This window comes from Mycobacterium sp. ITM-2016-00318 (assembly GCF_002968285.2).
Taxonomy (GTDB): domain Bacteria; phylum Actinomycetota; class Actinomycetes; order Mycobacteriales; family Mycobacteriaceae; genus Mycobacterium.
Genome location: NZ_CP134400.1, coordinates 411,549 through 434,065 on the forward strand (window position 1 = coordinate 411,549; position 22,517 = coordinate 434,065).

The window sequence follows — 22,517 nt, forward strand, 5'->3', positions numbered from 1 at the left end:
CGCTATCCCCCGGGGATCGGGATCTGCGGAATCTGCGGGATCTGGGGGACCGGATTACTCTGCGGCGGCGACACCGTGACCGTGCTGGTGCTCGTGCTGACCGATGTGGAAACAGACGTGCTCACGCTCGTCTCGGCCGACGTCGTCTCGGTAGGCGGTGCGGTCGTCTCGGTGCTGGTCGACGGGGGAGGCGTCGTCTCGGTGACGGTCGGAGTCGGTCCGACCGCCGGCGCGGACGTCTGTGTCGTCGTCGGCGTCGTGGTCGACGTTTCGCCGCTGCCCGATGAATCGTCGGACATCAGGCTGATCGCCAGCCACACGATGAGGGCGATGAGCAGCGCGATGAGCGCTCCGAAGCCGATCAGCGCCGGGGGCTTGCGGTACCAGGGCGTCTCGGGCTCGGGCGGTTCGCCCGGTTGTCCGTAGGCACCCGTCTGCCCGTAGTCGCCGTAAGCGGTCGCGTCGCCGTAATTGGCCGCGTAGGCGGTGGGCTCGCTGTCCGAGTAGTTGTTCGGGTCGTCGGGAGGTCCGTTCTTCGCCACGGGGACCGATAGTAGGCGCTCGGCCCGATCAGCCGGGACCCAGTGTGCGTGTCACGTTCAGGCGGGGCCTGTTTCGAGACGTGGGGCCGCCGGTGTTGTCCTCGTCCTGCGGCGGCCGCGGGCGGGTGAAGGTCGGAGCGCTGGCACTCTCGCTGCTGCTACTGCTACTGCTGCTACTGCTGCTACTGCTGCTGGTGCTACTGCTGGTGTCCGACGTGCCCGAGGTCGTCGATGGCTCCGGCGGCACGTTGATCTCGGTGGTCGAGAGCTTCGGGGTACTGGTGATGGTGGGGGTCGTTGTCATCGCCGAGGACGCCGCAACGGTCTCCGAGAAAGACGGGTCGACGAAATTCACCGGCGCGTCGGGAGGCTCGTCGCCTCCGCTGACGAACATCACCGCGGCGCCGAGGACGCCGATGACGGCGATGCCCGCAGCGCTCGCGCCGATGACCGCGCGCGTCGAGTTGTGCCACGGCTGCGAGGGCTTGTCGGAGCCGGATTCGTCGTCAAGGTCGGGCCTTGTCACGGCAACCGATATTAATCCGCCGGACCTGCGATAACGCCCGCTCAGCCGAATTGAGGCATGACCTCGCTGGCGAAAAGGTCGAGGTGATCGAGGTCGGCCATATCCAGAAGCTGCAGGTAGACCCGCTGCACGCCGATCTCGGCGAACGGGGCGAGCTTGTCGACGATCTCGTCGGGGGTGCCCACCAACGGCGAACTGCCGCGAAGTTCGTCGACCTCGCGTCCGATCGCGGCCGCACGGGAGGCGACCTGGGCGTCGTCGCGTCCGGCGCACACCACGAATGCCGCCGAATAGGTCAGCGAGTCAGCTGACCGTCCGGCGTCGGCGACAGCGGCGCGTACCCGGTCGTAGGTCGCTTTGAGCGTGTCCGCCTGCATGAACGGGGCGTTGAACTCGGCGGCGAACTTCGCGGCGAGGGCAGGCGTGCGCTTGGGTCCGCCGCCGCCGATGATGATCGGCGGGTGTGGCCGCTGCACCGGTTTGGGCAGTGCGGGCGATTCGACGACTGACTGGTGCGTGCCGGTGTAGTCGAACGTCTCGCCGGCCGGTGTCGTCCACAGCCCGGTGATGATGTCGAGCTGTTCGCGCAGTCGCTCGAACCGTTCGCCCAGCGGCGGGAACGGGATCGCATACGCCTTGTGTTCGGCTTCGAACCAGCCTGCGCCGAGGCCCAGCTCGACGCGGCCGCCGCTCATCTCGTCGACCTGCGCCACCGAGATCGCGAGCGGGCCCGGGTAGCGGAACGTGGCGGAGGTGACCATCGTGCCCAGCCGTATCGAGGTCGTCTCGCGCGCGAGCCCGGCGAGCGTGACCCACGAGTCGGTGGGCCCTGGCAGCCCGTCGCCGCTCATCGCCACGTAGTGATCGGAGCGAAAGAAGGCCGAATAGCCAAGAGCCTCAGCGGCTTTGGCGACAGCGAGCTGGTCGGCGTAGGTCGCGCCCTGCTGGGGTTCGACGAATGCGCGGAAGTCCACGACCGCCAGCCTAGAGGCGCGACCTGTGACTAGAAGGCTTCGACCTTCTCGATGCTGACGAACATGCCGCGCCTGGTGCGCTGGTTGGTGAACCGGGTGCCGTCTTCGGTGGCGTCGATCGTCCAGCCGACCGCGCTGTAGGTGCGGTAGTCGATGGTCACGACGGGTATGTCACCGAGGTTGCCGACGATCCACTTCAGGGCCCCGTCGGCCGAAACGGTCACGCCGTTGGCCGGCTGCCCGCCCTGGGTCGGCGGGTTCTCGAACGGCGCCTCGCAGCCGACCGACTCCTCGTCGAGCTGGCATCGGGTCTTTCCCGACTTCGTCTCGATGAAGACGTAGCCGGACTCGTCGGGCGGCAGCATCTGCGCGCCGGGCGGCGACACCGGTGCGGACGTCGTCGTCGTGGTGGATGTCGTGGGCGTCGGTCTGCTCGTGGACGGCCGCGACGTCGGGAAGCTCGGCTCGGTGGGCTCGCTGGAACTCGTGACGGGCGTGCCCTGGGTGCCGGACTGGCAGCCCCCGACCAGCAGCGCGCATGCCGCGACTGCGCACGCGGAAAGCAGGCGGGCCTTCATCCCCGCCAACGCTACGCAGTCGGGGGGCAATCTCCAGTTACTCGTCGGCTTCGGCGTTTCGGCGCCACTCGGAGACTTTGCGACCCATCGAGTCGACGACCGTGGTCGCGCCTGGGCGACTCCTCTGACGATCCCGGACAGCCCCTCGCGGATGCCCCTGATGAGCGGGTCCTGCGAGGATCGAAGCCGTCCTTGTAATGTTTTGCGGCCGCGCCGAGGTCGTAGGTGAAACCGGCCCTGCCGTCGTCGCCGCGCCGGGGATAGTCGCCCGCCATCAGGGCGCCGTAGCCGCCTGAGTCGACCCACTGGGACGGTGCCGCAGTCCGAAGCACGGAGAACGGATGCGATTCCAGTTCGAGGTTCAGCAACTTCAGCACGCCGTCGCGCATGTCACCGGTGCGCTCGTACTCACGGGCCTGAACACAAACGCCTCCGAGTCGGGCTTGTCGACGCGGTTTCCTCCGGCGAGTTTCATCTCGACGCGGATCGCGGTGTCGAAATCCTGCGCGCGCAGAAGCCCGGCGCGGTCCCCCGAGAGTTCTGACTTCCGTTGCCATTCGAACAGGGGGCGACGATCGCACGCAGCGCCCAACCGCCAAGCGCAATGAAACCGAACGAGTCCGCCAGCCGGAGCAGGTGCATCAGCATGGCGCGGTAGACGGCATGTCCCGACAGCGCGTGCCCGAGCTCGTGGCCGACCACGAAGCGCATCTCGTCGCGCGTCATCAGGTCGTACATGCAGAGGTGATGACGATGAACGGCGTGTCCATGCCGATGCAGTAGGCGTTCGCCAGCGGTGACTGCCGCACGAAGAGTTCCGGCTTGTCGCCGGCATCGAGCACGTGAACGCATTCGTCGAGAAGTGTGTCGAGGTCCGCGATTGACGGGGTCCGACGCTCGCCGCGCTGGCCAGGTACAGCAGCCGGTGCTGGCGCTCGGGCAGCATCACCGCGAGAACCTTGAGCACCTGGTCGAAGCCCGTGAGGCGGCGAAGCGCGGTGAGAGCGACGCGGTCGGCCGGGTGCTCCTATGCCCGGGAGCTGATATCGGGAAAGGTCGTCCGCCCGGTCACTGGGGGAAGCGTAATACTTCGTATGCGCGGAGTTCTGCAGTGCAGCACCCAGGACGCTCAAAGGCATTATCCTGCCGGTTATGGCGGGAACACCGTCAGCGTGCCGGCAGTGTGGCGCCGAACCGCGTCCCGGTGCCAGATTCTGTGACGCCTGCGGATCACCGCTGGAGGCCGAGCCACAGCTCACCGAGTACAAGCAGGTGACGGTGTTGTTTGCAGACGTGGTGAAGTCGATGGAGATCGCCGCGACGCTCGGCGCCGAACGGCTGCGGGAGCTGATGACCGAACTCGTCGAGCGTTCCGGAGTGGTCGTGCAGCGCTACGGCGGCACCATGAACCAGTTCACCGGCGACGGCTTCATGGCGCTGTTCGGCGCCCCCTCCGCTCTGGAGGATCATGCCCTGCGTGCGTGCCTTGCTGCGCTGGACATCCAGAGTGAGACGCACGCGATGGCTGCAGACCTGATGCGCCGTGACGGAATCGCGCTCGGCTTGAGGGTCGGCCTGAATTCAGGTGAAGTCGTTGTCGGCGAAATCGACGCCGGACCAATGCATTACACGGTGTCGGGTGAACAGGTCGGCCTTGCCCAGCGAATGGAATCCGCAGCAGAGCCGGGCGGCGTGATGCTCAGCGAGTCGACCGCGCGGCTCGTTGCCGGCGACGTGACTCTCGGTGGACCGCAGTTGGTCCGGATCAAGAACATCGCTGACCCGATTCCCGCTCATCCGCTGTTGGCGGTCGACGGCGAGCGGCACCGGTCGGCTCGCACCGATTGCCGGCTGATCGGACGAGAGCGGGAGAGAGCAGCCATCGAAGCGGCGATCAAGCGCGCGCGCGATGGCTGCGGAGGCTCGGTGACCGTTGTAGGCCCGCCAGGTATCGGGAAGAGCCGTCTTGTCCGCGAGTCGATAGACACCGTGAAATCCGCTGTAACAGAGATCTATTGCGAATCCCACACCCATGACATCCCTTTTCACGTCGTCGCGCGCGCAGTGCGCAAAGCCGAGACGGTCGGCGGGTTGGCCCCAGATGAGGCCAGGTCGCAGATCCGTCGCCGGCTGACGGATCGAGATGAACAGGATCTGCTCCTGCTCTACGACCTTCTCGGTATCCGGGATGCCACCGTCCCGATGCCGGACATCAGTCCGGATGCGCGTCGCAAGCGACTCGTTGAGATTCTGAAAGGTGGCGTCGCCGCGAACCCGAGTCCCGCCGTCTACGTCGTTGAAGATGTGCACTGGATCGATGCGGTGAGCGAGGGTCTGCTGGCCGAGTTGGCCGCGGAACTTCCGCGCACGCGGTCACTGATGATCTTCACTTTTCGGCCCGAGTACCGCGGGCCCCTGTCACACGTGGACGGATCACACACAATCGCGCTCGAGCCGCTGAATGATCTTCAGAGCGCCGAGTTGACCGCAGAACTGCTCGGCAGAGACCCTTCCGTAGCGGAACTGTCCCGGCTGATCAGCGAACGTGCCTCAGGCGTACCGTTTTTCGCCGAGGAGATCGTCCGTGATCTCGCGGAGCAGGGCGTCCTGACGGGGACAAGGGGCGCCTACAGGTGTACGACACCCGTCGCCGACATCGACGTGCCCGCGACTGTGCAGGCCGCACTCGGTGCACGGATCGATCGGCTCGGCGTGCGTGCGAAACGGGCGCTTCACGCCGCCGCGGTCATCGGCGTTCAGTTCAATGCTGACCTCGTCCGAAAACTGATCGCCGATGATGAGCTGTCCGATCTCGTCGAAGCGGAACTCATCGACCATGTCGCGGGAGCGTCTGATGCCGAGTACGCGTTTCGTCATCCATTGATTCAGAAAGTGGCATACGATTCCCAGCTGCGCGCGGACCGGTCGAAGCTACATCGCCGCCTGGCGGCGTCGCTCGAACAGGTCGACGAGAACGCCGCGTTGCTCGCGAGTCAATGGGAGGCGGCGGGCGATTTCGGTCAGGCGTACGTGTGGCACATGAGGGCGGGTTCCTGGTTGAACTATCGCGATCACAGTGCGGCGTATCGGAGCTGGCTGAGGGCACGCGATGCCGCCGACCGGTTGCCCGCCGACGATACGGACCGACTATCTAAGCGGATCGCGCCTCGAACGGTGATCTGTGCGACCACGTTTCGTGTCGGCGGCCAACCTGCCGAAACGGGGTTCGCCGAACTGAAAGAGCTCACAACGCGCGCAGGTGACAAGAGATCGCTGGCGATCGGGATGGCCGGCTACCTCACCACCTTGGCGTTCATGTCGCACCATGGCGAAGCTTCAGAACTTGCTTCCGAGTTCGTCACTCTCGTCGAGTCGATCGGTGACCCAGCGATGACCGTCGGGCTCATGTGCGCAGCCGCGCAGGCTAAATATGAGGCGGGCGAGAACTCCGAATGCCTGGCCTTCGCCGACCGTGTCATCGACCTGGCCGAGGGTGATGCAGCTATGGGCGACATCGTGGTCGCGTCCCCGCTCGCGTGGGCGTACACGTTGCGTGGTACCGCGAAGATGTGCCTCGGACGCGACGGCTGGCTCGCCGACATGGATGCGGGGAGGGATCTTGCCGCATCCTTCGACGTCCAGTCCCGGTGCAACGCGGCCCTTTACAAGAATGTGCTGGCGACGCAGTACCGCCTCTACATCCCTGACGGCCATGACCTCGCCTTCACCGCCGATCTCCTCCGGGCAGGCATCGAAACCCATGACAGCACGCCCATGACGCTGGTCAGGCTGATCCGCGCAGTGACACTGCTGAACCATTCACCCGAACACCGTGATGAGGGTATGGACCTGCTCACAGAGGCCTACGGCACCCTGGCGCGACTCTCGGCCGGTCTACGAAGGTTCGCCGATATCGAGATCGCAAGACATCGCGCAGCCATCGGCGATCTGGGCGGAGCGGTTGCGTTGGCTCAGGCGACGATCGACGAGCAGTTCGCGACGGGCGAGATGATCTCCCGGGGCACGGCGACCACGGTGCTGGTCGAGGCGTTACTCAGGCGCCGCGCGAACGGCGACCTCGACTCAGCGCGAGCGGCGATTGACCGACTGGCGGCCGTCCCCGTAGAGCGGGGTTTTGTGCTGCACAAGGGACCGGTTGAGCAGCTGCGACGGCAGTTAGCAGCGGCCTACGGCTGATTTGGGCCCGCCGGGAACAAATACCGAATACCGCCCGTTGACCACTTCGAACAGTTGAGTCGGTTCGGCTCAAGTCTGGCTTGACACGAAAGCGTGGCAGGAGCAGGCTTGAGCGCGGTCCACTCAGACCCTACAAAAGCTATCTCAGGAGGATCACCATGGCTCGTGCGGTCGGAATCGACCTCGGGACCACCAACTCCGTCGTCGCGGTACTGGAAGGTGGCGACCCTGTCGTCGTCGCCAACTCCGAGGGCTCCCGCACCACCCCGTCGGTCGTCGCGTTCGCGCGCAACGGCGAGGTGCTCGTGGGCCAGCCCGCCAAGAACCAGGCGGTGACCAACGTCGACCGGACCATCCGTTCGGTCAAGCGTGAAATCGGCACCGACTGGTCCGTTGAGATCGACGGCAAGAAGTACACGTCGCAGGAGATCAGCGCACGCATCCTGCAGAAGTTGAAGCGCGACGCCGAGGGCTACCTCGGTGAGGACATCACCGACGCGGTGATCACCGTCCCCGCCTACTTCAACGACGCCCAGCGCCAGGCCACCAAGGAGGCAGGCCAGATCGCCGGGCTCAACGTGCTGCGCATCGTCAACGAACCGACCGCGGCCGCGCTGGCCTACGGCCTGGACAAGGGTCAGAAGGAACAGACCATCCTGGTCTTCGACCTCGGCGGCGGCACCTTCGACGTCTCGCTGCTCGAAATAGGCGAAGGCGTCGTGGAAGTCCGTGCCACGTCGGGTGACAACCACCTCGGCGGCGACGACTGGGACGACCGCATCGTCGAATGGCTCGTCGACAAGTTCAAGGGCACCAGCGGCATCGACCTGACCAAGGACAAGATGGCCATGCAGCGGCTGCGTGAAGCGGCCGAGAAGGCCAAGATCGAGCTGTCCAGCTCGCAGAGCACCTCGATCAACCTGCCCTACATCACCGTCGACGCGGACAAGAACCCGCTGTTCCTCGACGAGCAGCTGACCCGCGCAGAGTTCCAGCGGATCACTCAGGACCTGCTGGATCGCGCGCGTCAGCCGTTCAAGTCCGTTATCGCCGACGCAGGCATCTCGGTGTCCGACATCGACCATGTGGTGCTGGTGGGTGGTTCCACCCGCATGCCCGCGGTGGTCGATCTGGTCAAGGAACTGACCGGCGGCAAGGAGCCCAACAAGGGCGTCAACCCCGACGAGGTCGTGGCGGTCGGTGCTGCGCTGCAGGCCGGCGTGCTCAAGGGCGAGGTGAAAGACGTTCTGCTGCTTGATGTCACCCCGCTGAGCCTTGGCATCGAGACCAAGGGCGGCGTGATGACCAAGCTGATCGAGCGCAACACCACGATCCCGACCAAGCGGTCGGAGACCTTCACCACGGCCGACGACAATCAGCCGTCCGTGCAGATTCAGGTGTATCAGGGCGAGCGCGAAATCGCCTCGCACAACAAGTTGCTCGGCAGCTTCGAGCTCACCGGCATCCCGCCGGCCCCGCGCGGCGTGCCGCAAATCGAGGTCACCTTCGACATCGACGCCAACGGCATCGTGCACGTCACCGCCAAGGACAAGGGCACCGGCAAGGAGAACACGATCAAGATCCAGGAGGGCTCCGGCCTTTCCAAGGAGGAGATCGACCGGATGATCAAGGACGCCGAGGCGCATGCCGAGGAGGACCGCGCGCGTCGCGAGGAAGCCGATGTTCGCAACCAGGCCGAGTCGCTGATCTACCAGACGGAGAAGTTCGTCAAGGAACAGCGCGAAGCCGAGGGCGGCAGCAAGGTTCCCGAGGACACGTTGACCAAGGTCGACGCCGCCATCTCGGAAGCGAAGACGGCGCTGAACGGCACCGACATCTCCGCGATCAAGTCCGCGATGGAGAAGCTGGGTCAGGAGTCCCAAGCTCTGGGCCAGGCGATCTACGAGTCCACCCAGGCCGAGCAGGCCGCGGGCGGCGGTGCGGGCGCACCGGGTGGTTCGTCGGGCGCGTCGGATGACGACGTCGTCGACGCCGAGGTGGTGGAGGACGACAGCCCGAACGGTGGGGAGAACAAGTGAGCTCAAACGATCCGCACGAGCCGGTGACCGTCACCGACAAACGGCGAGTCGATCCCGAAACCGGACAGGTACGTGAGCAGGCAACCGGCCCGGCCCCCAGTGGGCCGGCGCCGGAAGCCCCTCCCGCTGGCCCCTCGGACGGCTCCGACAAGGTCGCCGAGCTAACTGCAGACCTGCAGCGCGTGCAGGCCGACTTCGCCAACTACCGCAAGCGCGCTCTGCGCGACCAGCAGCTGATCGCCGACCGGGCGAAGGCTGCTGTCATCACCCAGCTGCTCGCGGTGCTCGACGATCTCGACCGGGCGCGCAGCCACGGCGATCTCGAGTCAGGCCCGCTCAAGGCGGTCGCCGACAAGTTGGTGACCGCGCTGGAGGGACTGGGCCTCTCGGGGTTCGGAGCCGAGGGTGACGAATTCGATCCGGCCCTACACGAGGCCGTGCAGCACGAGGGCGACGGAACCCATCCCGTCGTCGGCACTGTGATGCGACGCGGCTACAAGGTCGGCGATCAGGTGGTGCGCCACGCCATGGTCGGCGTGGTAGACACCTTGCCCGACGCCGGGGAACCGGATACTGAGCAGAACGCAGCCACGACGCCCGACGAGGACGCAGAATAAAACCACATTCACGACAACTCGAGAGAGGTAAGGAGGTGACGCGTTATGGCCCAACGAGAATGGGTTGAAAAGGACTTCTACAAAATCCTCGGCGTCTCCTCTGATGCCGACGAGAAGGAAATCAAGCGCGCCGCGCGAAAGATCCTCGCCGACAACCATCCGGACCGCAATCCAGGTAACTCGGCCGCGGAGGAGCGCTACAAAGCCGCCTCGGAGGCCAAAGAGGTTCTGGGCGACTCGGCCAAGCGCAAGGAATACGACGAAACCCGACGGCTTTTCGCCAACGGCGGCTTCGGCCGTGGCCGATTCAGCGGCGGCGGCAACTTCGGCGGGTTCGGCGGCGGCTATGGGTCTGATGGCGGCGAGTTCAATCTGAACGACCTGTTCGACGCGGCAGGCCAGACCGGCGGCGCCAACATCGGCGATCTGTTCGGCGGGCTGTTCGGCCGTGGCGCACAGCAACCGCGGCCCACCCGGCCGCGGCGTGGCAACGACCTGGAGACCGAGACCGAGCTGTCCTTCATGGAGGCCACCAGAGGCGTGGCCATGCCGCTGCGGCTGACCAGTCCGGCGCCGTGCACGAGTTGCCATGGCAGCGGGGCACGTCCGGGCACCAGCCCGAAGGTGTGCCCGAACTGCAACGGCGCAGGCGTCGTCAATCGCAACCAGGGTGCCTTCGGGTTCTCCGAACCGTGCACCGAGTGTCGCGGCAGCGGCTCGATCATCGAGCAGCCCTGCGACGAGTGCAAAGGCACTGGCGTCACCACCAGGACCCGGACCATCAACGTGCGAATCCCGCCGGGCGTTGAAGACGGACAACGCATCCGGCTCGCCGGACAAGGTGAGGCCGGGCTGCGCGGCGCGCCGTCGGGCGACCTGTACGTGACCGTACATGTCAAGCCGGACAAGGTATTCGGCCGCGACGGCAATGACCTCACCGTGACGGTGCCGGTCAGCTTCAGCGAGCTCGCCCTTGGTGCGACGCTGTCGGTGCCGACGCTGGAGGGCAAGGTCGGCGTCCGGGTGCCGAAGGGGACGTCGGACGGCCGCATCCTGCGGGTGCGCGGCCGAGGCGTGCCCAAGCGCTCCGGTGGGCACGGCGACCTGTTGGTCACCGTCAAGGTCGCGGTGCCGCCGAACCTCGAGGGTGAGGCCGCCGAGGCGTTGGAGGCCTACGCAAAAGCCGAGCGGGCAAGCGGATTCGATCCGCGCGCCGGTTGGGCGGGTGCGTGATGAGCGTTTGCGCGAGGAACCGAGCGCACTGATGGCGGCAAGGCGATCCGACGACCGCGATTCGGCGAGGACCTTCCTGATCTCCGTGGCCGCCGAGTTGGCCGGTATGCACGCGCAGACGCTGCGGACCTATGACCGGCTCGGTCTGGTCAGCCCGCAACGCAGTTCGGGCGGTGGCCGCCGCTACTCGCAGCGTGACGTCGATCTGCTCCGCGAGGTGCAGCGGCTGTCGCAGGACGAGGGCGTGAATCTCGCTGGCATCAAACGGATCATCGAACTGACGAATCAGGTCGAGGCGCTGCAGTCGCGGCTCGCCGAACTGGCTGACGAGGTCGACCGGCTGCGCGCCAAGCCGGGCCGCGATATCGCGGTCGTGCCGAAGAGCACAGCCCTCGTGGTCTGGCAGCCGCGCAAGAAAAGCCGCTGATCACTCAGTTGTTCGTCGGTGGTGGTTGGGGTTGGAAGGGGTCGTACCACCACCAGTCGGCGCGTTCGCCGCTGGGGCCGGGGTAGGGCGGCACCGCCGGCGGGGGTTTCGTTGGTCGACGGGCGAGTGATCCCGGGCTGAGTTGTCGTCCTTCGCTGTCGGTGACGGTCAGGTCGTGAGCGGGTCCGGTGATGGTGATGACCCCGCGGTGGTGTAGCCGGTGGTGATACGGACAGACCAGCACCAGATTGTCCAAGTCGCTGGGGCCGCCGTCTTCCCAGTGCCGGATGTGGTGGGCGTGCAGGCCGCGGGTGGCCCCGCAGCCGGGCACCGCACACGTGGGGTGGCGGTGTTCCAGGGCGCGGCGTAGCCGGCGGTTGATGACCCGCGTTGTCCGGCCGGCGCCGATGACCTGCCCGTCACGTTCGAACCACACTTCACAGGTGGCATCACAGGTCAAGTAGCGACGCTCGGATTCACTGAGCAGCGGGCCCAGATGCAGCGACGCGACGCGATCTTTCACGTCAACGTGGGCCACCACCGTGGTGTGCTGCCCATGTGGACGGCGGGCGGCGTCGGCGTCCCACCCGGCCTCGACCAAGCGCAGGAACGCCTCCACAGCGCCGGGTAGCGGCGGCCGATTCGGTGAGCGTCGGTCGTCGTCGTGATCGCGCTTCCACTCGGCGATCAACGCATCCCGGTGTGATTGCAGCGCCGCGTCGAATTTCGCCGCGTCGAGCTTGGGCAGGGTGATCCGCCACGTAGTGCTTTGCCCGTCGCTGGTTTTGGTGATCGACTGCTGTCGTTCCGGCTGCCGATCGGGGTCCGGTCGCGGTTCGAGCCTGACCGCGGTGCGCAGCTGGCTGACCGAGGCGACCTCGGCCAGCGCCGCATAATGCGCGTCGGAGCCGTCTGCGGCCCGCTCGGCGATCACGCCGACCTGATCCAGCGACAGCCGGCCCTCCCGCAAGCCCGCAACGCAGCGGGGAAACTCCGCCGACCGATCCGCGATCGCGGTGATGGTGTGCGCGTTGGCCGGAGACGAACCGGTCTTCCAGGCCACCAACGCCGCCACCGACCGCGCACCCGTGGCACCCCACAGCGAGTCACGCTCCATCACCGCGGCGATCTCCACGATGCGCCCGTCAATCGCGTTGCGCTGCCCGGCCAACTCCGACAACTCCTCGAACAACCCCTCAAGACGCGCCTGCCGAGGCGGCGAGGGAACGAACGACGGTGCGGTCGAAGGCATGACCCCATCAAAGCACCGGGGTACGACATTTAGCGTGGGAGTGGGTTCGCGGGCGGTCGTGGGTCCGACTGGGACGCCGGTGGTGATCCCTGGAATTTGAGTGGTCGCTCGTGAGCTCGGTGCCTGGTCGAGCGGTGTCCTTGTTCGGGAACTTGGAAGCCAGCCGTGGGGTGTGGACTCCTGCTTAGAGAATGTCTGGGCCGTGGCCGCGAGTATCAGTCACCTTGCGAACGGGAAGTGACTGATGGGAGACAGAAGTGGCGTTGACACTGGGTATCGACGTGGCGGTGCGGGCAGCGCATCAGGCGACGCTGGCCCGTGATGGAGCCACGGTGTGGCGTGGCAGAAAGTTTGTTCTCGCACAGCGGATCTGGAACGGTTGTGGGCCGAACTTGACCTCGATGTTCCGGGCGAGCTGACTGTGGTGCTCGAACCCACTCGTAACGCCTGGATTGTGGTAGCGGAGTGGTTCCGCCGCCGCGGCGCGCGGGTGGTGATGGTGCCGACGACTCAGTCGGCGGATCTGCGCAAGTATTACTCCAAACACACTAAAAACGACCGGATCGACTCCGAGTTGCTGGCCCGGTTGCCGCTGCTGCACCCCGATGGTCTGCATGAGTACTCCGGGCAAGGACCGGCTGATCCGTTGCGGCGGTTGGTCAAGCAGCGTTCGACAATGGTCAAGCGCCGCACCGCGGTTCATGCCCGCCTCGATGCCCTCGTCGAGCTCCTGGGCCCGGCCTGGTATGCGGTGCTCGGGTCAAACTACGGCAACGCGGCGCTGGAATTCCTGGCGCGTTACGCCGACCCGCACGCGGTGATGCGGCTCGGCCAAGCCCGCTTGAGCAGGTTCTTGATCGCCCGCTCCCGCGGTGTCTGGCGGGCCGATCACGCCGCCGGTCTGATCGCCGCAGCCAAGGAGACACTCGCGCTTTGGGGTGAGGACGGCATGGACTTCGCCGAACTTGCCGAAGACATCGCCCACGAGGCCGACCAGGCACTGTTCTTGACTCGCCAGATCAAACAGATCGATGAGCGCATCGCCAACCTCTACGCCGATGCCGACCCTGACAGAATCGTCGCCTCCGCGCCCGGTGTCGGGCCGACGACCAGCGCGGTGATCGCCGGCCGGCTGGGAGATCCGCACCGGTTCACCTCGTTGGCCGCCATCCGTTCCTACTCCGGTCTCATTCCCAAGGTCAGCCAGTCCGGAGTGTCGAAAATCGAAGCAAGTATCACCAAGGCCGGTGACCCGCTGCTACGGGAGATACTCTTCGCCGCAGCCGATGCGGCCCGCAAGATCGACCCTCAACTGGCAGCGAAATACCAGCGTCTGATGGCCGGCGACCGCCACCATTGCTCGGCGATCTGTCACTTGGCCACCCAGCTACTGACCCGGATCGCGACCTGCATGCGCAACGGCGAGCACTACGTCCTGCGCGACGTCGACGGCACCATCATCACCGAATCCGAAGGCCGAACCATCGTCAAAGAGCGCTACCAACTCGATCCCCGCCGGCGCGACCACGTCCGCCACAAGCTCATGCGTGAGCGCCGCAATAAGGCGGGCCAGGAGTCACAGGAGTCGCCAAGCGCTCCAACATCCCAGCCCGCTAAACGCAAGCCTACGACGAGCCCACAAGTGGCTTGACTTCAGTTAGGAACTCAACTGGGTGCGTCGGCTAGCCGACGCGGATCGAGAAGCGCAACGTCTCCGGGCTGTCCGCGGCGGCGCATCGGTAGGTGCCGCGGGTGAGCGCATCCGTCGGGGCGGCCATCGGCTCGATGGCGACCAGGCTCTCGCCCGGCGGGGCGAACAATTGCGCCGCCGGATAACCCTTTTCGATCGTCACCTCGATGCGGCGGCCGCCGCCCGACAACGTGAAAACGGTGCCATCGGCCACGTCGTCGAAGCCGTCGTCGTAGGTGGCCTTACCCAGCGGTCCGCTTGCGCCGCTCCACTTCTCCGAGGAACCGGTCGGGATACCCCGGTCGTCCACGGGCAGCCGCCGCATGGCCGGCGCCGTGAGCGTCCATTCCTCGCGGGGCACATCGGGGATCGCGAAATACGGGTGGTAGCCGAAGCACAGAGGCACCGGAGTCGCCGTCGTGGGGGTCACTGTCGTGTCGACGGTCAGGGTGCGGTCGGACAACGCGATGTGCTGGCTCAGTATGTGCGGGAACGGAAACGACGCCAGCAGTCGCCGGTCCGCGCCGTAGTCCACCTCGGCGCTCAACGTGTTCTCCGACCCGGCTGTCACCCGCCAACCGGGGTAGGCCGCCAGCACGCCGTGGATGGGTGCGCCGTGCTCGTCGGCGCGCACGCCGTCGGTGCCGACGGTCAGCGAGACGACGGTGCCGTCGACCTCATAGGTGGTGGCGCTCAACCTGTTCGCCCATGGATAGAGCAGCGGGATGCCCATCGTCTTACCGTTGGCCACATACGCTTCCAGCCCGCGACGTTGACCGAGTAACTCGACCCCGGCGTCGGCCAACGAGGTGCAGATCATCCCGGCCGCGGGCACGTAGGTCGCGGTCAGCGACGACGACGGGTCGCGCAGCGTCACGGACTCAGTCGTAGACAATTCTCTCCTCGGGTCAGCTGGCCAGCGGGTCGTGCTGAATGTTCTCTGCAGGAGCCCCTTTGGCGATCAATGTTTCCATGGTCGCGGCCACCATGCCGGGTCCTCCGCAGACGAGGATCTGCCGGTCACCCCAGTTTCCGTATCGGGTCACCACGTCGGGCAGCTTGCCGGTCTGGCGCACATGCAGGCCCCGAGGTGGCTGTACGTCGGGATAGTCGGCCGCCCACGGCGGGTCCTGCGCGAACTCCGAAACCGGGGACACCGAGAGCCATGGGTTGTGCGCCGCGATCTGCCATAGCGTGCGCAGGTCATACAGTTCGCACGGATACCGCGCGCCGAAGAACAGATGGACCCTGGGATTCTCGCCGAACCGGGTGAGATCCATGATGAGTGCGCGCAGCGGCGCCAACCCCGTGCTGCCCGCGACCATCAGCACGTCGCCGCCGTTCCTGTCGATCTGCATGCCGCCGTGTGGGTTCGACAGCCGCCACCGGTCGCCGGGCTGGGTCTCGACGACGACGGTGGGACTGACCATGCCGCCGGTGACCGAGCGCACGTGGAACTCGATGGCGCCGCTGGGATCGGGCGGTATCGCGGGGCTGAGATAGCGCCAACGGCGGGGCCACTGCGGAACCTGCACGGTCACGTACTGGCCGGGGAAGTAGGCCAGCGGTTGGTCCAGCTGCAGCCGGATCACCGAGATGTCCCGGGACACCCGGTTGAGCTCCACGACGGTCCCATCGCAGAACGGCGGTCCCTTTTCGGCATCGGCGGCCCCGTGCATGACCCCGATGAACAGATCCAGCACTGCGCGGGCGGTGTCGTCGAGCTTGTCGTCCCAGTTCTCGCTGAGCCGGCTGCGCAGCGTCGTGTACAGCGCCTCGTGCATGCTGAAGTACTGGCCCTGCTGCACTCCGTACTTGCGATGGTCGCGCCCGAGCTGGGCAAGGAAGGCGACGGGCTCCTCGGCCCGCTGATCGATGAGCTCGGTGAACAGCCAGGTCAGCGCTTGGCTGAAGATCCTGAACTGGTTGCCGAGGTCGGGCGGGAACAGGTCGCGCACCGCCATGTCGATGGCGAACCACTTGGTGTAGAACTCGCGGATCGTCTCGACGCCGTCGCGGCGTGGGTCGATCGCGTCGCGCAGCATCCGCAGCCCGTCGCGATCGTCGAGTCCCACGCCGCTTGAGTGTAGGTATCAGCCGGGCAGGTGTGCACGTCCGCCGTCGCGCACCGCGGCGATGACGACGAGCGTGGCACCTGCAACAGCCCAGAGGGTCAGGACCGCGATCGCCATTTCTGCGCCCGCACCGTCGAAGAAGGCCGTCGACCGCAGCAGCGTGGCGTTGGCGCCCTGCGGCAACCACTGTCCGAACGCACCCCAACCGCTGGGCAGCAACTCCGGTGCACTGGTCAGCCCCGACAGCGGGTTGCCCAGCAAGAGGGCGAACAGCGATCCAGCGGCCAGCCCGGGCCTGCCGAACACCGAGCCGAGGCCCAACATCGTCAGACCGGAGGCGAGCACACCGAGCGTCAACCCGCCCGCAACGCCCCACAGGTTCGCGTCGATCGAGCCGAGCACGAACTTCAGCAGCGCGGCGATGGTCAGGCCCGCCAGCCCGGCGAACACCACCACGGCCGTCAACCTGGTCCACACCTCGCGCCGCAGAAGGAGGACGAGCGCGATGGCGGGCAGCAGTCCGGCCAGCGTGATGGGCAGCGCGGACGCCGCAAGCCCCGCGCCGCGCGGATCGTCGCTGGTGGGTGGGGCGACGTCCTCGGTTTTCAGCGCGACGCCGGCGTGCTGGGAGATACCGTTGCCGACCTGACTCAGAACTTGCGCGACAGTCGGACTGGCGCCGGTGGCGATCAGCAGTGTGCGGCCCTCGGGGCCGAACGAGATTCCGCCGTAGACGTCGCGGTTGCGGATCGCATCGCGCAGCGCAGCCTCGCCGGGGTAGTAGGTGATGTCGAAGGCGCCCGGCGCGTTCTGCTCGAGCATGGCGGCGACTCCCCTACCCAAGGGTGGGGTCCCCAGCCCGCTGGCGGCCTGCGGACCGGCCGCGCCGATCGGCACGTCGTGCGGCTTGGAGCGCGCCGCGGGCAGCGCGAAGGCGATCGCGACGAGCGCGATGCCCACTGCCAGTACGGCCACGATGCCGGTCGCGCGAAGCGCGGCAGGCGGTTGGTGGGCCTCGGCCGCATGGTGTGTGTATCCGGGGAGCGACTTCGTCGTCATGGCCATCTCACTTTTCATCCGACGTTGAATTAGTTCTGTCGCTGAGCGTAACGCCCCAGCGGACATTTTTCAACAGCCATTGAAATGCTAGTGTCGATGTATGGCCCCACCAGCGAAGACGACCAGTCGTCGCGGCAGACGGCAGGGCGAGCCGGTTTCCCGCGACGCGGTATTGCGCGCCGCCAAACAGCGGTTCGCCGGGGAGGGCTACGAGAAGGCGACGTTGCGGGCGATCGCGAACGATGCACATGTGGATCCGTCGATGGTGATCTACCTCTTCCGATCGAAGGCTGAACTTTTCAGGGAGTCGCTGCGGCTGATCATCGACCCCGACGTACTGGCTGCAGCGCTCGCGGACGGCGAGGGCGACATCGGCACCAGGATGGTGCGCACGTACCTCGAGATCTGGGAGCACCCCGACACGGCCGCCAGCATGGTCGCGATGCTGCAGTCGGCCACCTCGAACCCCGACGCCCACGAAGCGTTCCGCGCGTTCATGCAGAGATATGTGCTGACCGCGGTGTCGGGCGCGCTCGGCGGCGGTGAGCAGGCGCGGCTACGAGCGCTGCTGGCCGCGACCAATCTGGTCGGAACCGCCATCCTGCGCTATGTCATGCAGGTGGCGCCGCTGGCGGAACTTCCGGCCGACGACGTCGTGCGGCTGATAGCGCCGTCGGTGACCCGCTATCTCACCGCACCCGCCGAAGAGTTGGGCCTATCCGGGCTATAGCCCGTGAATCCCCTTGTAGGCCACCATGACCCCGACCACCACCAGGATTGCGGCGATCAAGACATTGTGCCGTCGTTCCATCCAGTCCTTGAGCCGGGCCAGTGGCTCGTCGAGGCGACTGCCCGCCACCGCGTAGGCGAGGACCGGGATGGCCACGGTCGACCCGGCGACCAGGACGAACCACACCACGGCACTCCACGTGCCCGGCGCCCGCAGACCCGCGGTTCCGATCGCCAAACCTGCTGCGGCACACATGAACAGGACCTTGGGATTGACGACGCTCAACGCCGCCGCCACCAGGACCGCCTTGGCCGGGGTGAACTGCTTCATGCTGTTCATCCAGCCTGGCGTGTGGGCGGACCGATTGCGCCTCAACCACCGCACGAGACCGAACACGATCAGTGCCGCGCCCACCACGATGCGCAGCCACGACGCCCAGCTCGGCGGCCGCTCACGCAGGCCGCCCGCCAGGCTGGACACCTCGAGGAAAACCGAGCACAAGACCGCGAGCCCGAACAGCCAGCCGGTCAGGAATGCCAGGCCCGTGGGCCGCGGTCGGGCGGTATCCAACACCAGCACGGCAGGAATGATCGTCAACGGCGACAGCGCGACGACCAGTCCCAGCGGAACGAGGTCGGTCAGCACCGATCCCCAATTGCTCGACATCGACGGCCCTTTCGTCGCACCATCCCTCTGCAGAACGTAGCAAGCCGCCAGGCCGTCGTGGTGGCGATCGGTTCCACCATTTGCCGATGCCGCGGTTGCACCTGCGTGGCGAGTCGATGACTGATTTGCCGCCGTAGGAATTGCCTGGCTGACATACTGGCGATCCATGACGCGATCTGTGTTGGGCGAATGCGCAATGGCGCTCGTGGCCTTCGCGGCGCCCGCGGCTGTTCTCACGGTCGCACCGCAGGCCACCGCGTGGGCGGACAGCTGCTCGGATGCGCTGTCGAATTCGCCGCTAGCACTTGGTGACCCCCCTTGCGCCGATGTGCTCGCACAGGAGAGGCGCTGGCTGACGGCGATCACCGACGGCGACCGCGCAACCGTGGAATCGATTCTGGCGCCGAGCTTCAAGCACATCAACTCCGACGGGCAACTGCTCGATCGGGCGCTGGAGATCGCGAGCGTCGAAAAGGTGTCGTTCACGATGAACCCCTCCGAACAACTCGTCGACATCGCGGGCGACACCGCGGTCATTCATGGGGTCAACACGCTGATCGACGACGGCAAGGTGCTGGCGCGCGAGAGGTTCACCGACGTCTTCCAGCTTCAGAACGGCAGGTGGCTCGCGCTCTCGGCCCAGGAGACAACGCTGTAGCCATACCGTTGTGGCAGATTTGCCGCGGTCGTCAGCGGGGCTGAGTACCTTTTTTGCTATGCGACGCCTCCGCGCCAAGTCAATCCCGGTCATTGCGCTCGCCGTCGTCGTCTCGATGACCGCGATGACGACCGCATGCGGCAAGCAGAACAGCGTGCCTGCGCCACAGGGAGGCGTCAACGCCGGTGCGGACGGCGAGCCCGCGCCGTTCAAGGAGCCGGTCCGGCTTTCGAGTGAGGACGGCGTCCTCGAGGTTCGGCTCTCGGCGCACCAGTCCACCGTCAATCTCGACACGGTCAAAGAACCCGTCACCAACTTCCTGACCTACGGGTTCGACATGATCAAGGGCACCAGCTCCGACGGCTCCACCAAGGGTGACCACCTCTATCCGGGACCCACGCTGCGCGTCGAACCCGGCGAGAAGCTGATCGTCCACTACGACAACGATCTCCAGAATCTCGACATCGGTGACTTCTACGATCCGGCGTTCACGCCGAAGAACGGCGAGGTGCCGATCTACCCGCCGCCGTTGACAGAGACGCCGCTCAATCTGCACACCCACGGACTGCACGTGAGCCCGCAAGGCAACGCCGACAACGTGCTTCTGTCGATCCCGGCGGGCATGGGCAACACCTACACCTACGACGTCCCCAAGACGATGCCCAACGGGCTGTACTGGTATCACAGCCACCGGCACACGATGACGTCGCAGCAGACCTACGCCGGCCTGGCCGGGCTGCTCGAGATCGGGCGGCCCGACGGCAATCTGCCGATCGTCACGAAGAACAAAATTCCGGTGCGGGACATGGCGATTCAGTACAACTTCGTCTTCGACCGCAAGGGCAGAGGCCATCAACTCAGCAACTACACGTGGCCGCAGTTCGTGAGCACGGTCAAGCCGGCCGACGGCTCACAACTGGCCGACGGGACGTATCAGCCGATTCTCGCGCCGGTGAACATCGCCGACACCACAGAGGGCGCCAAGTACATCACGCCCTGGTATCAGGGACCGCTGTCGCCGCACAACAACCGCGGTCAAACCCAGTTCATGCCCTCGAATCTGATCGGTTTCGACAGCCCGACCGAGAAAGTCGGCGAGAACCCGAATCTGCCGGACAACCAGCGCGACGTGCAATTCACCATCAACGGCCAGTTCCAGCCGGATTTGAAGATCAAGCCGGGCCAGACCGAGATCTGGGCGGTGGCCAACATCAGCGACATCGCCTACATGACGGTGCGCTTGACCGAAACGGCAACGGGCAACCACCCCAAGATCACCATCGTGGGCCAGGACGGCAATCCCTACACGCAGGTCGGCAAGCCGGTATACGGCGACGGCACCACGCTCGACATCCCGCCGGGATCCCGGTATGCGATCGCGGTCAGCATGCCGAAGGAGGGTGACCTCGTCTTGGAGTTCCCGCCGGATCCCCGCGCCAGGGAGATCGTGAATCCCGGTGTGCTGTACACGAACAACGGAACCAAGAACCCGCCCGCTGTGCTGGGCACCTTGACCGTCGACCCGAAGTACATCAGCTACGCCGACGGCTTCTTCGTGTTCCCCACCCAGACCCTGATCCACGCCACGCCCGACACCAGCGGCGAAGGACGGACGACGGTATTCGAGCCCGGCCAGAACCTCGACGCGTTCACGTCCTTCGTCGACACCTCGGTGATGACGCCCGCCGTCAAACGCGCACTGACGATCACCGACACCATCGGCGGCGACAAAGCCAGTAACAACGACCCCAAGGCCGTCATCTACCAATTCGACGACAGCGCCTTCCCGAATGTCGCGCTGATACAACCGCGGCTCAACTCGGTTGAGGAGTGGCGCATCACCAACTTCAACAATGATGCACACCCGATGCACATCCACGTCAACGACTTTCAAGTGATGGAGATCGACGACCCCCACCGGGGCAAGACCGGTGTGCAACCGTGGGGGCTGGACAACGTCAACGTGCCCGCGCCGGTCTTCGACGACAAGCACGTCGTCAGCACGCCCGCGACGCTGACACTGCGCCAGGAGTTCCTCGAGTACGCGGGCACCTACGTGATCCACTGCCACCGGCTCAACCACGAGGACAACGGGCTGATGGCGCTGATCAACGTCATCCCACAACTGTCGACGTACGCGGTCGCGATACCGGGGGCCAAGGGCAGGCCGGCCTCGGTTCAGGTGCGTGATGGCAACGGCGACAAAGTGCTTCGGACGGTCGTCCCGTTCCCGGACTTCGAGGGCACTCCCTCGGTGGCGATGGGCGACGTGAATGGGGACATGATCCTCGACCTCGTCGCGGGCACGGGCAGAGGGGCCTCACCGGAGGTCGTGGCGTACGACGGCAACGACACCGCCGACGGGCTCTTCAGAACCGAGATGACCAGGTTCGCCCCGTTCGGCGCGGACTCCACGGGCGGGGTGACCGTCGCCGGTGCCGACATCGACGGTAACTCGTTGGCCGACAACATCATCGTCGGCTCCGGCCCGGGAATGGAGTCCCAGGTGAAGGTCTTCTCGTCGAGCCTGCCGGCCGAGCCCGGCGAGGCGCCTGAGGTGTTCTCGACCTTCACCCCGTACCCGGGTTCGAGATCCGGAGTCAGCCTCGCCACCGGGCTGGTCGAAGCGGGATCCGGACGCGAGAGCGTCGTGACCGCTCCTGGACCGGGAGACACACCGCTGATCAAGTCGTTCCGATGGGATCTGTTCACCCCGACGGCCAAGTCGCAGGCCAACGGTACGGCCACGCAACACCATTCGGGGAAACCCAGCGATCCGGCGATGACGTCACAATTCATGGCCTACGACGAGGACTACTCCGGCGGCGTTGCGCTGTCCGCTGGCTGGGTGGCGGGCGCCGAGGGCGGTGCGATGAGTATCGTCACCAGCCAGCTCGCCGGGGACGGCAGGGTCAGGGTGTGGTCGAGCGGGTCGAAGCTCGACGGGCAGCCCACGATGTATCTCGACAACCCGAACCATCACGAAGAAGACGTCAAGTACGCCGAGATCTCGTCATTCGTACCGTTCCAAGGTGCCAAACCCGGTGCGACGGTTGCGACGAGCAGCACCGAGTACGGGGCGGACCTACTGGTGGCCGGGATGACCCCCGGCGGTCAGGAGGTTCGCAAGTACACCTTGCAGCGTCCCGCCCCTGACGCGAAGACCGTCGCGCCGAAGCAGATCGCGAGCCTGCCGGTGATACCGGGTGTCGCCGCCGCGGCGCCGTTGGCCGGTCGCTGAGGGCGGGCGGCCG

General features: G+C 66.2%; 18 protein-coding genes and 1 pseudogene. 10 read left to right on the forward strand and 9 right to left on the reverse strand.

Annotation, left to right across the window (positions count from 1 at the left end):
- Positions 1-2 precede the first annotated feature (2 nt).
- Positions 3-542, reverse strand: coding sequence for a hypothetical protein (locus C6A82_RS01895; protein ID WP_105344497.1), 540 nt, complete (start codon positions 540-542; stop codon positions 3-5).
- A 92-nt stretch (positions 543-634) separates the two neighbouring features.
- On the opposite strand from C6A82_RS01895, the gene C6A82_RS01900 reads away from it, so the two are divergent.
- Positions 635-1,102 carry a hypothetical protein gene (locus C6A82_RS01900; RefSeq protein WP_158261624.1) on the forward strand — a complete coding sequence of 156 codons (468 nt, stop codon included), beginning with the start codon at positions 635-637 and terminating at the stop codon, positions 1,100-1,102.
- Positions 1,103-1,109: 7 nt separating this feature from the next.
- On the opposite strand, the gene C6A82_RS01905 is transcribed toward C6A82_RS01900, so the two are convergent.
- From C6A82_RS01905 to C6A82_RS01915, 3 genes and pseudogenes are all read right to left on the reverse strand, one after another.
- Positions 1,110-2,042, reverse strand: a complete 933-nt coding sequence (locus tag C6A82_RS01905) for an LLM class F420-dependent oxidoreductase (RefSeq protein ID WP_105344494.1) — start codon at positions 2,040-2,042, stop codon at positions 1,110-1,112.
- A 29-nt stretch (positions 2,043-2,071) separates the two neighbouring features.
- Complete coding sequence (locus tag C6A82_RS01910) at positions 2,072-2,620, reverse strand: hypothetical protein (RefSeq protein ID WP_105344492.1); 549 nt, start codon at positions 2,618-2,620, stop codon at positions 2,072-2,074.
- Positions 2,621-2,657: 37 nt separating this feature from the next.
- Positions 2,658-3,707, reverse strand: a pseudogene (locus C6A82_RS01915) (M48 family metallopeptidase).
- A gap of 65 nt (positions 3,708-3,772) precedes the next feature.
- Here C6A82_RS01915 and C6A82_RS01920 point away from each other — a divergent pair.
- The 5 genes from C6A82_RS01920 to C6A82_RS01940 all read left to right on the forward strand — a co-directional run bounded on the left by C6A82_RS01920 (position 3,773) and on the right by C6A82_RS01940 (position 11,133).
- On the forward strand, positions 3,773-6,817 hold the full coding sequence (locus C6A82_RS01920) for an AAA family ATPase (RefSeq protein WP_233216892.1): 3,045 nt from the start codon (positions 3,773-3,775) through the stop codon (positions 6,815-6,817).
- A 158-nt stretch (positions 6,818-6,975) separates the two neighbouring features.
- Complete coding sequence (gene dnaK, locus C6A82_RS01925; protein WP_311101621.1) at positions 6,976-8,856, forward strand: molecular chaperone DnaK; 1,881 nt, start codon at positions 6,976-6,978, stop codon at positions 8,854-8,856.
- The gene (gene grpE, locus C6A82_RS01930; protein ID WP_105341880.1) at positions 8,853-9,473 is read left to right on the forward strand and encodes a nucleotide exchange factor GrpE; all 621 of its coding nucleotides are present in this window, start codon (positions 8,853-8,855) and stop codon (positions 9,471-9,473) included. Before dnaK ends, grpE begins: the two co-directional genes overlap by 4 nt.
- A gap of 45 nt (positions 9,474-9,518) precedes the next feature.
- Complete coding sequence (gene dnaJ / locus C6A82_RS01935) at positions 9,519-10,706, forward strand: molecular chaperone DnaJ (RefSeq protein WP_105341882.1); 1,188 nt, start codon at positions 9,519-9,521, stop codon at positions 10,704-10,706.
- 31 nt (positions 10,707-10,737) lie between these two features.
- Entirely contained in the window at positions 10,738-11,133 is a 396-nt protein-coding gene (locus C6A82_RS01940; RefSeq protein ID WP_105341885.1) for a heat shock protein transcriptional repressor HspR, read from the forward strand.
- 4 nt (positions 11,134-11,137) lie between these two features.
- Here the strand turns inward: C6A82_RS01940 and C6A82_RS01945 are convergent, their stop codons facing one another.
- Positions 11,138-12,385, reverse strand: coding sequence for an HNH endonuclease signature motif containing protein (locus C6A82_RS01945; protein WP_105341883.1), 1,248 nt, complete (start codon positions 12,383-12,385; stop codon positions 11,138-11,140).
- A 334-nt stretch (positions 12,386-12,719) separates the two neighbouring features.
- Here C6A82_RS01945 and C6A82_RS01950 point away from each other — a divergent pair, with 334 nt between their 5' ends.
- Positions 12,720-14,036, forward strand: a complete 1,317-nt coding sequence (locus C6A82_RS01950; protein WP_311101622.1) for an IS110 family transposase — start codon at positions 12,720-12,722, stop codon at positions 14,034-14,036.
- A 31-nt stretch (positions 14,037-14,067) separates the two neighbouring features.
- Here C6A82_RS01950 and C6A82_RS01955 read toward each other — a convergent pair whose 3' ends face one another.
- The 3 genes from C6A82_RS01955 to C6A82_RS01965 are packed head-to-tail and all read right to left on the reverse strand — an operon-like array spanning position 14,068 to position 17,209.
- Positions 14,068-14,970 (reverse strand): aldose 1-epimerase, encoded by a 903-nt coding sequence (locus C6A82_RS01955; RefSeq protein WP_105345180.1) that lies wholly within the window; start codon positions 14,968-14,970, stop codon positions 14,068-14,070.
- Between the two features lie 13 nt (positions 14,971-14,983).
- Positions 14,984-16,150, reverse strand: coding sequence for an FAD-binding oxidoreductase (locus tag C6A82_RS01960; protein WP_105345178.1), 1,167 nt, complete (start codon positions 16,148-16,150; stop codon positions 14,984-14,986).
- A gap of 18 nt (positions 16,151-16,168) precedes the next feature.
- Entirely contained in the window at positions 16,169-17,209 is a 1,041-nt protein-coding gene (locus tag C6A82_RS01965; RefSeq protein WP_105345183.1) for an ABC transporter permease, read from the reverse strand.
- A gap of 100 nt (positions 17,210-17,309) precedes the next feature.
- Between C6A82_RS01965 and C6A82_RS01970 the strand changes: the two genes are divergently transcribed.
- A complete protein-coding gene (locus C6A82_RS01970; RefSeq protein WP_105345177.1) occupies positions 17,310-17,939 on the forward strand; it encodes a TetR family transcriptional regulator in 630 nt (209 codons plus the stop codon).
- Here the strand turns inward: C6A82_RS01970 and C6A82_RS01975 are convergent.
- Positions 17,934-18,605 carry a GAP family protein gene (locus C6A82_RS01975; RefSeq protein ID WP_105345175.1) on the reverse strand — a complete coding sequence of 224 codons (672 nt, stop codon included), beginning with the start codon at positions 18,603-18,605 and terminating at the stop codon, positions 17,934-17,936. The two genes, C6A82_RS01970 and C6A82_RS01975, sit on opposite strands and share 6 nt — an antisense overlap.
- A 166-nt stretch (positions 18,606-18,771) precedes the next feature.
- Between C6A82_RS01975 and C6A82_RS01980 the strand changes: the two genes are divergently transcribed.
- Both C6A82_RS01980 and C6A82_RS01985 read left to right on the forward strand, forming a co-directional pair.
- Positions 18,772-19,263: a nuclear transport factor 2 family protein gene (locus C6A82_RS01980; protein ID WP_233216919.1), complete on the forward strand. Its 492-nt coding sequence runs from the start codon at positions 18,772-18,774 to the stop codon at positions 19,261-19,263.
- A 58-nt stretch (positions 19,264-19,321) separates the two neighbouring features.
- Positions 19,322-22,504 (forward strand): multicopper oxidase family protein, encoded by a 3,183-nt coding sequence (locus tag C6A82_RS01985; RefSeq protein ID WP_105345174.1) that lies wholly within the window; start codon positions 19,322-19,324, stop codon positions 22,502-22,504.
- Positions 22,505-22,517 lie beyond the last annotated feature (13 nt).

Excerpts from the sequence above, each read along its gene's own strand:
- C6A82_RS01910 (WP_105344492.1), bottom strand. The coding sequence starts at position 2,620 with ATGAAGGCCCGCCTGCTTTCCGCGTGCGCAGTCGCGGCATGCGCGCTG.
- C6A82_RS01920 (WP_233216892.1), top strand. The coding sequence starts at position 3,773 with ATGGCGGGAACACCGTCAGCGTGCCGGCAGTGTGGCGCCGAACCGCGT.
- dnaK (WP_311101621.1), top strand. The coding sequence starts at position 6,976 with ATGGCTCGTGCGGTCGGAATCGACCTCGGGACCACCAACTCCGTCGTC.
- dnaJ (WP_105341882.1), top strand. The coding sequence starts at position 9,519 with ATGGCCCAACGAGAATGGGTTGAAAAGGACTTCTACAAAATCCTCGGC.
- C6A82_RS01940 (WP_105341885.1), top strand. The coding sequence starts at position 10,738 with ATGGCGGCAAGGCGATCCGACGACCGCGATTCGGCGAGGACCTTCCTG.
- C6A82_RS01945 (WP_105341883.1), bottom strand. The coding sequence starts at position 12,385 with ATGCCTTCGACCGCACCGTCGTTCGTTCCCTCGCCGCCTCGGCAGGCG.
- C6A82_RS01965 (WP_105345183.1), bottom strand. The coding sequence starts at position 17,209 with ATGACGACGAAGTCGCTCCCCGGATACACACACCATGCGGCCGAGGCC.
- C6A82_RS01970 (WP_105345177.1), top strand. The coding sequence starts at position 17,310 with ATGGCCCCACCAGCGAAGACGACCAGTCGTCGCGGCAGACGGCAGGGC.
- C6A82_RS01975 (WP_105345175.1), bottom strand. The coding sequence starts at position 18,605 with ATGTCGAGCAATTGGGGATCGGTGCTGACCGACCTCGTTCCGCTGGGA.
- C6A82_RS01980 (WP_233216919.1), top strand. The coding sequence starts at position 18,772 with ATGACGCGATCTGTGTTGGGCGAATGCGCAATGGCGCTCGTGGCCTTC.
- C6A82_RS01985 (WP_105345174.1), top strand. The coding sequence starts at position 19,322 with ATGCGACGCCTCCGCGCCAAGTCAATCCCGGTCATTGCGCTCGCCGTC.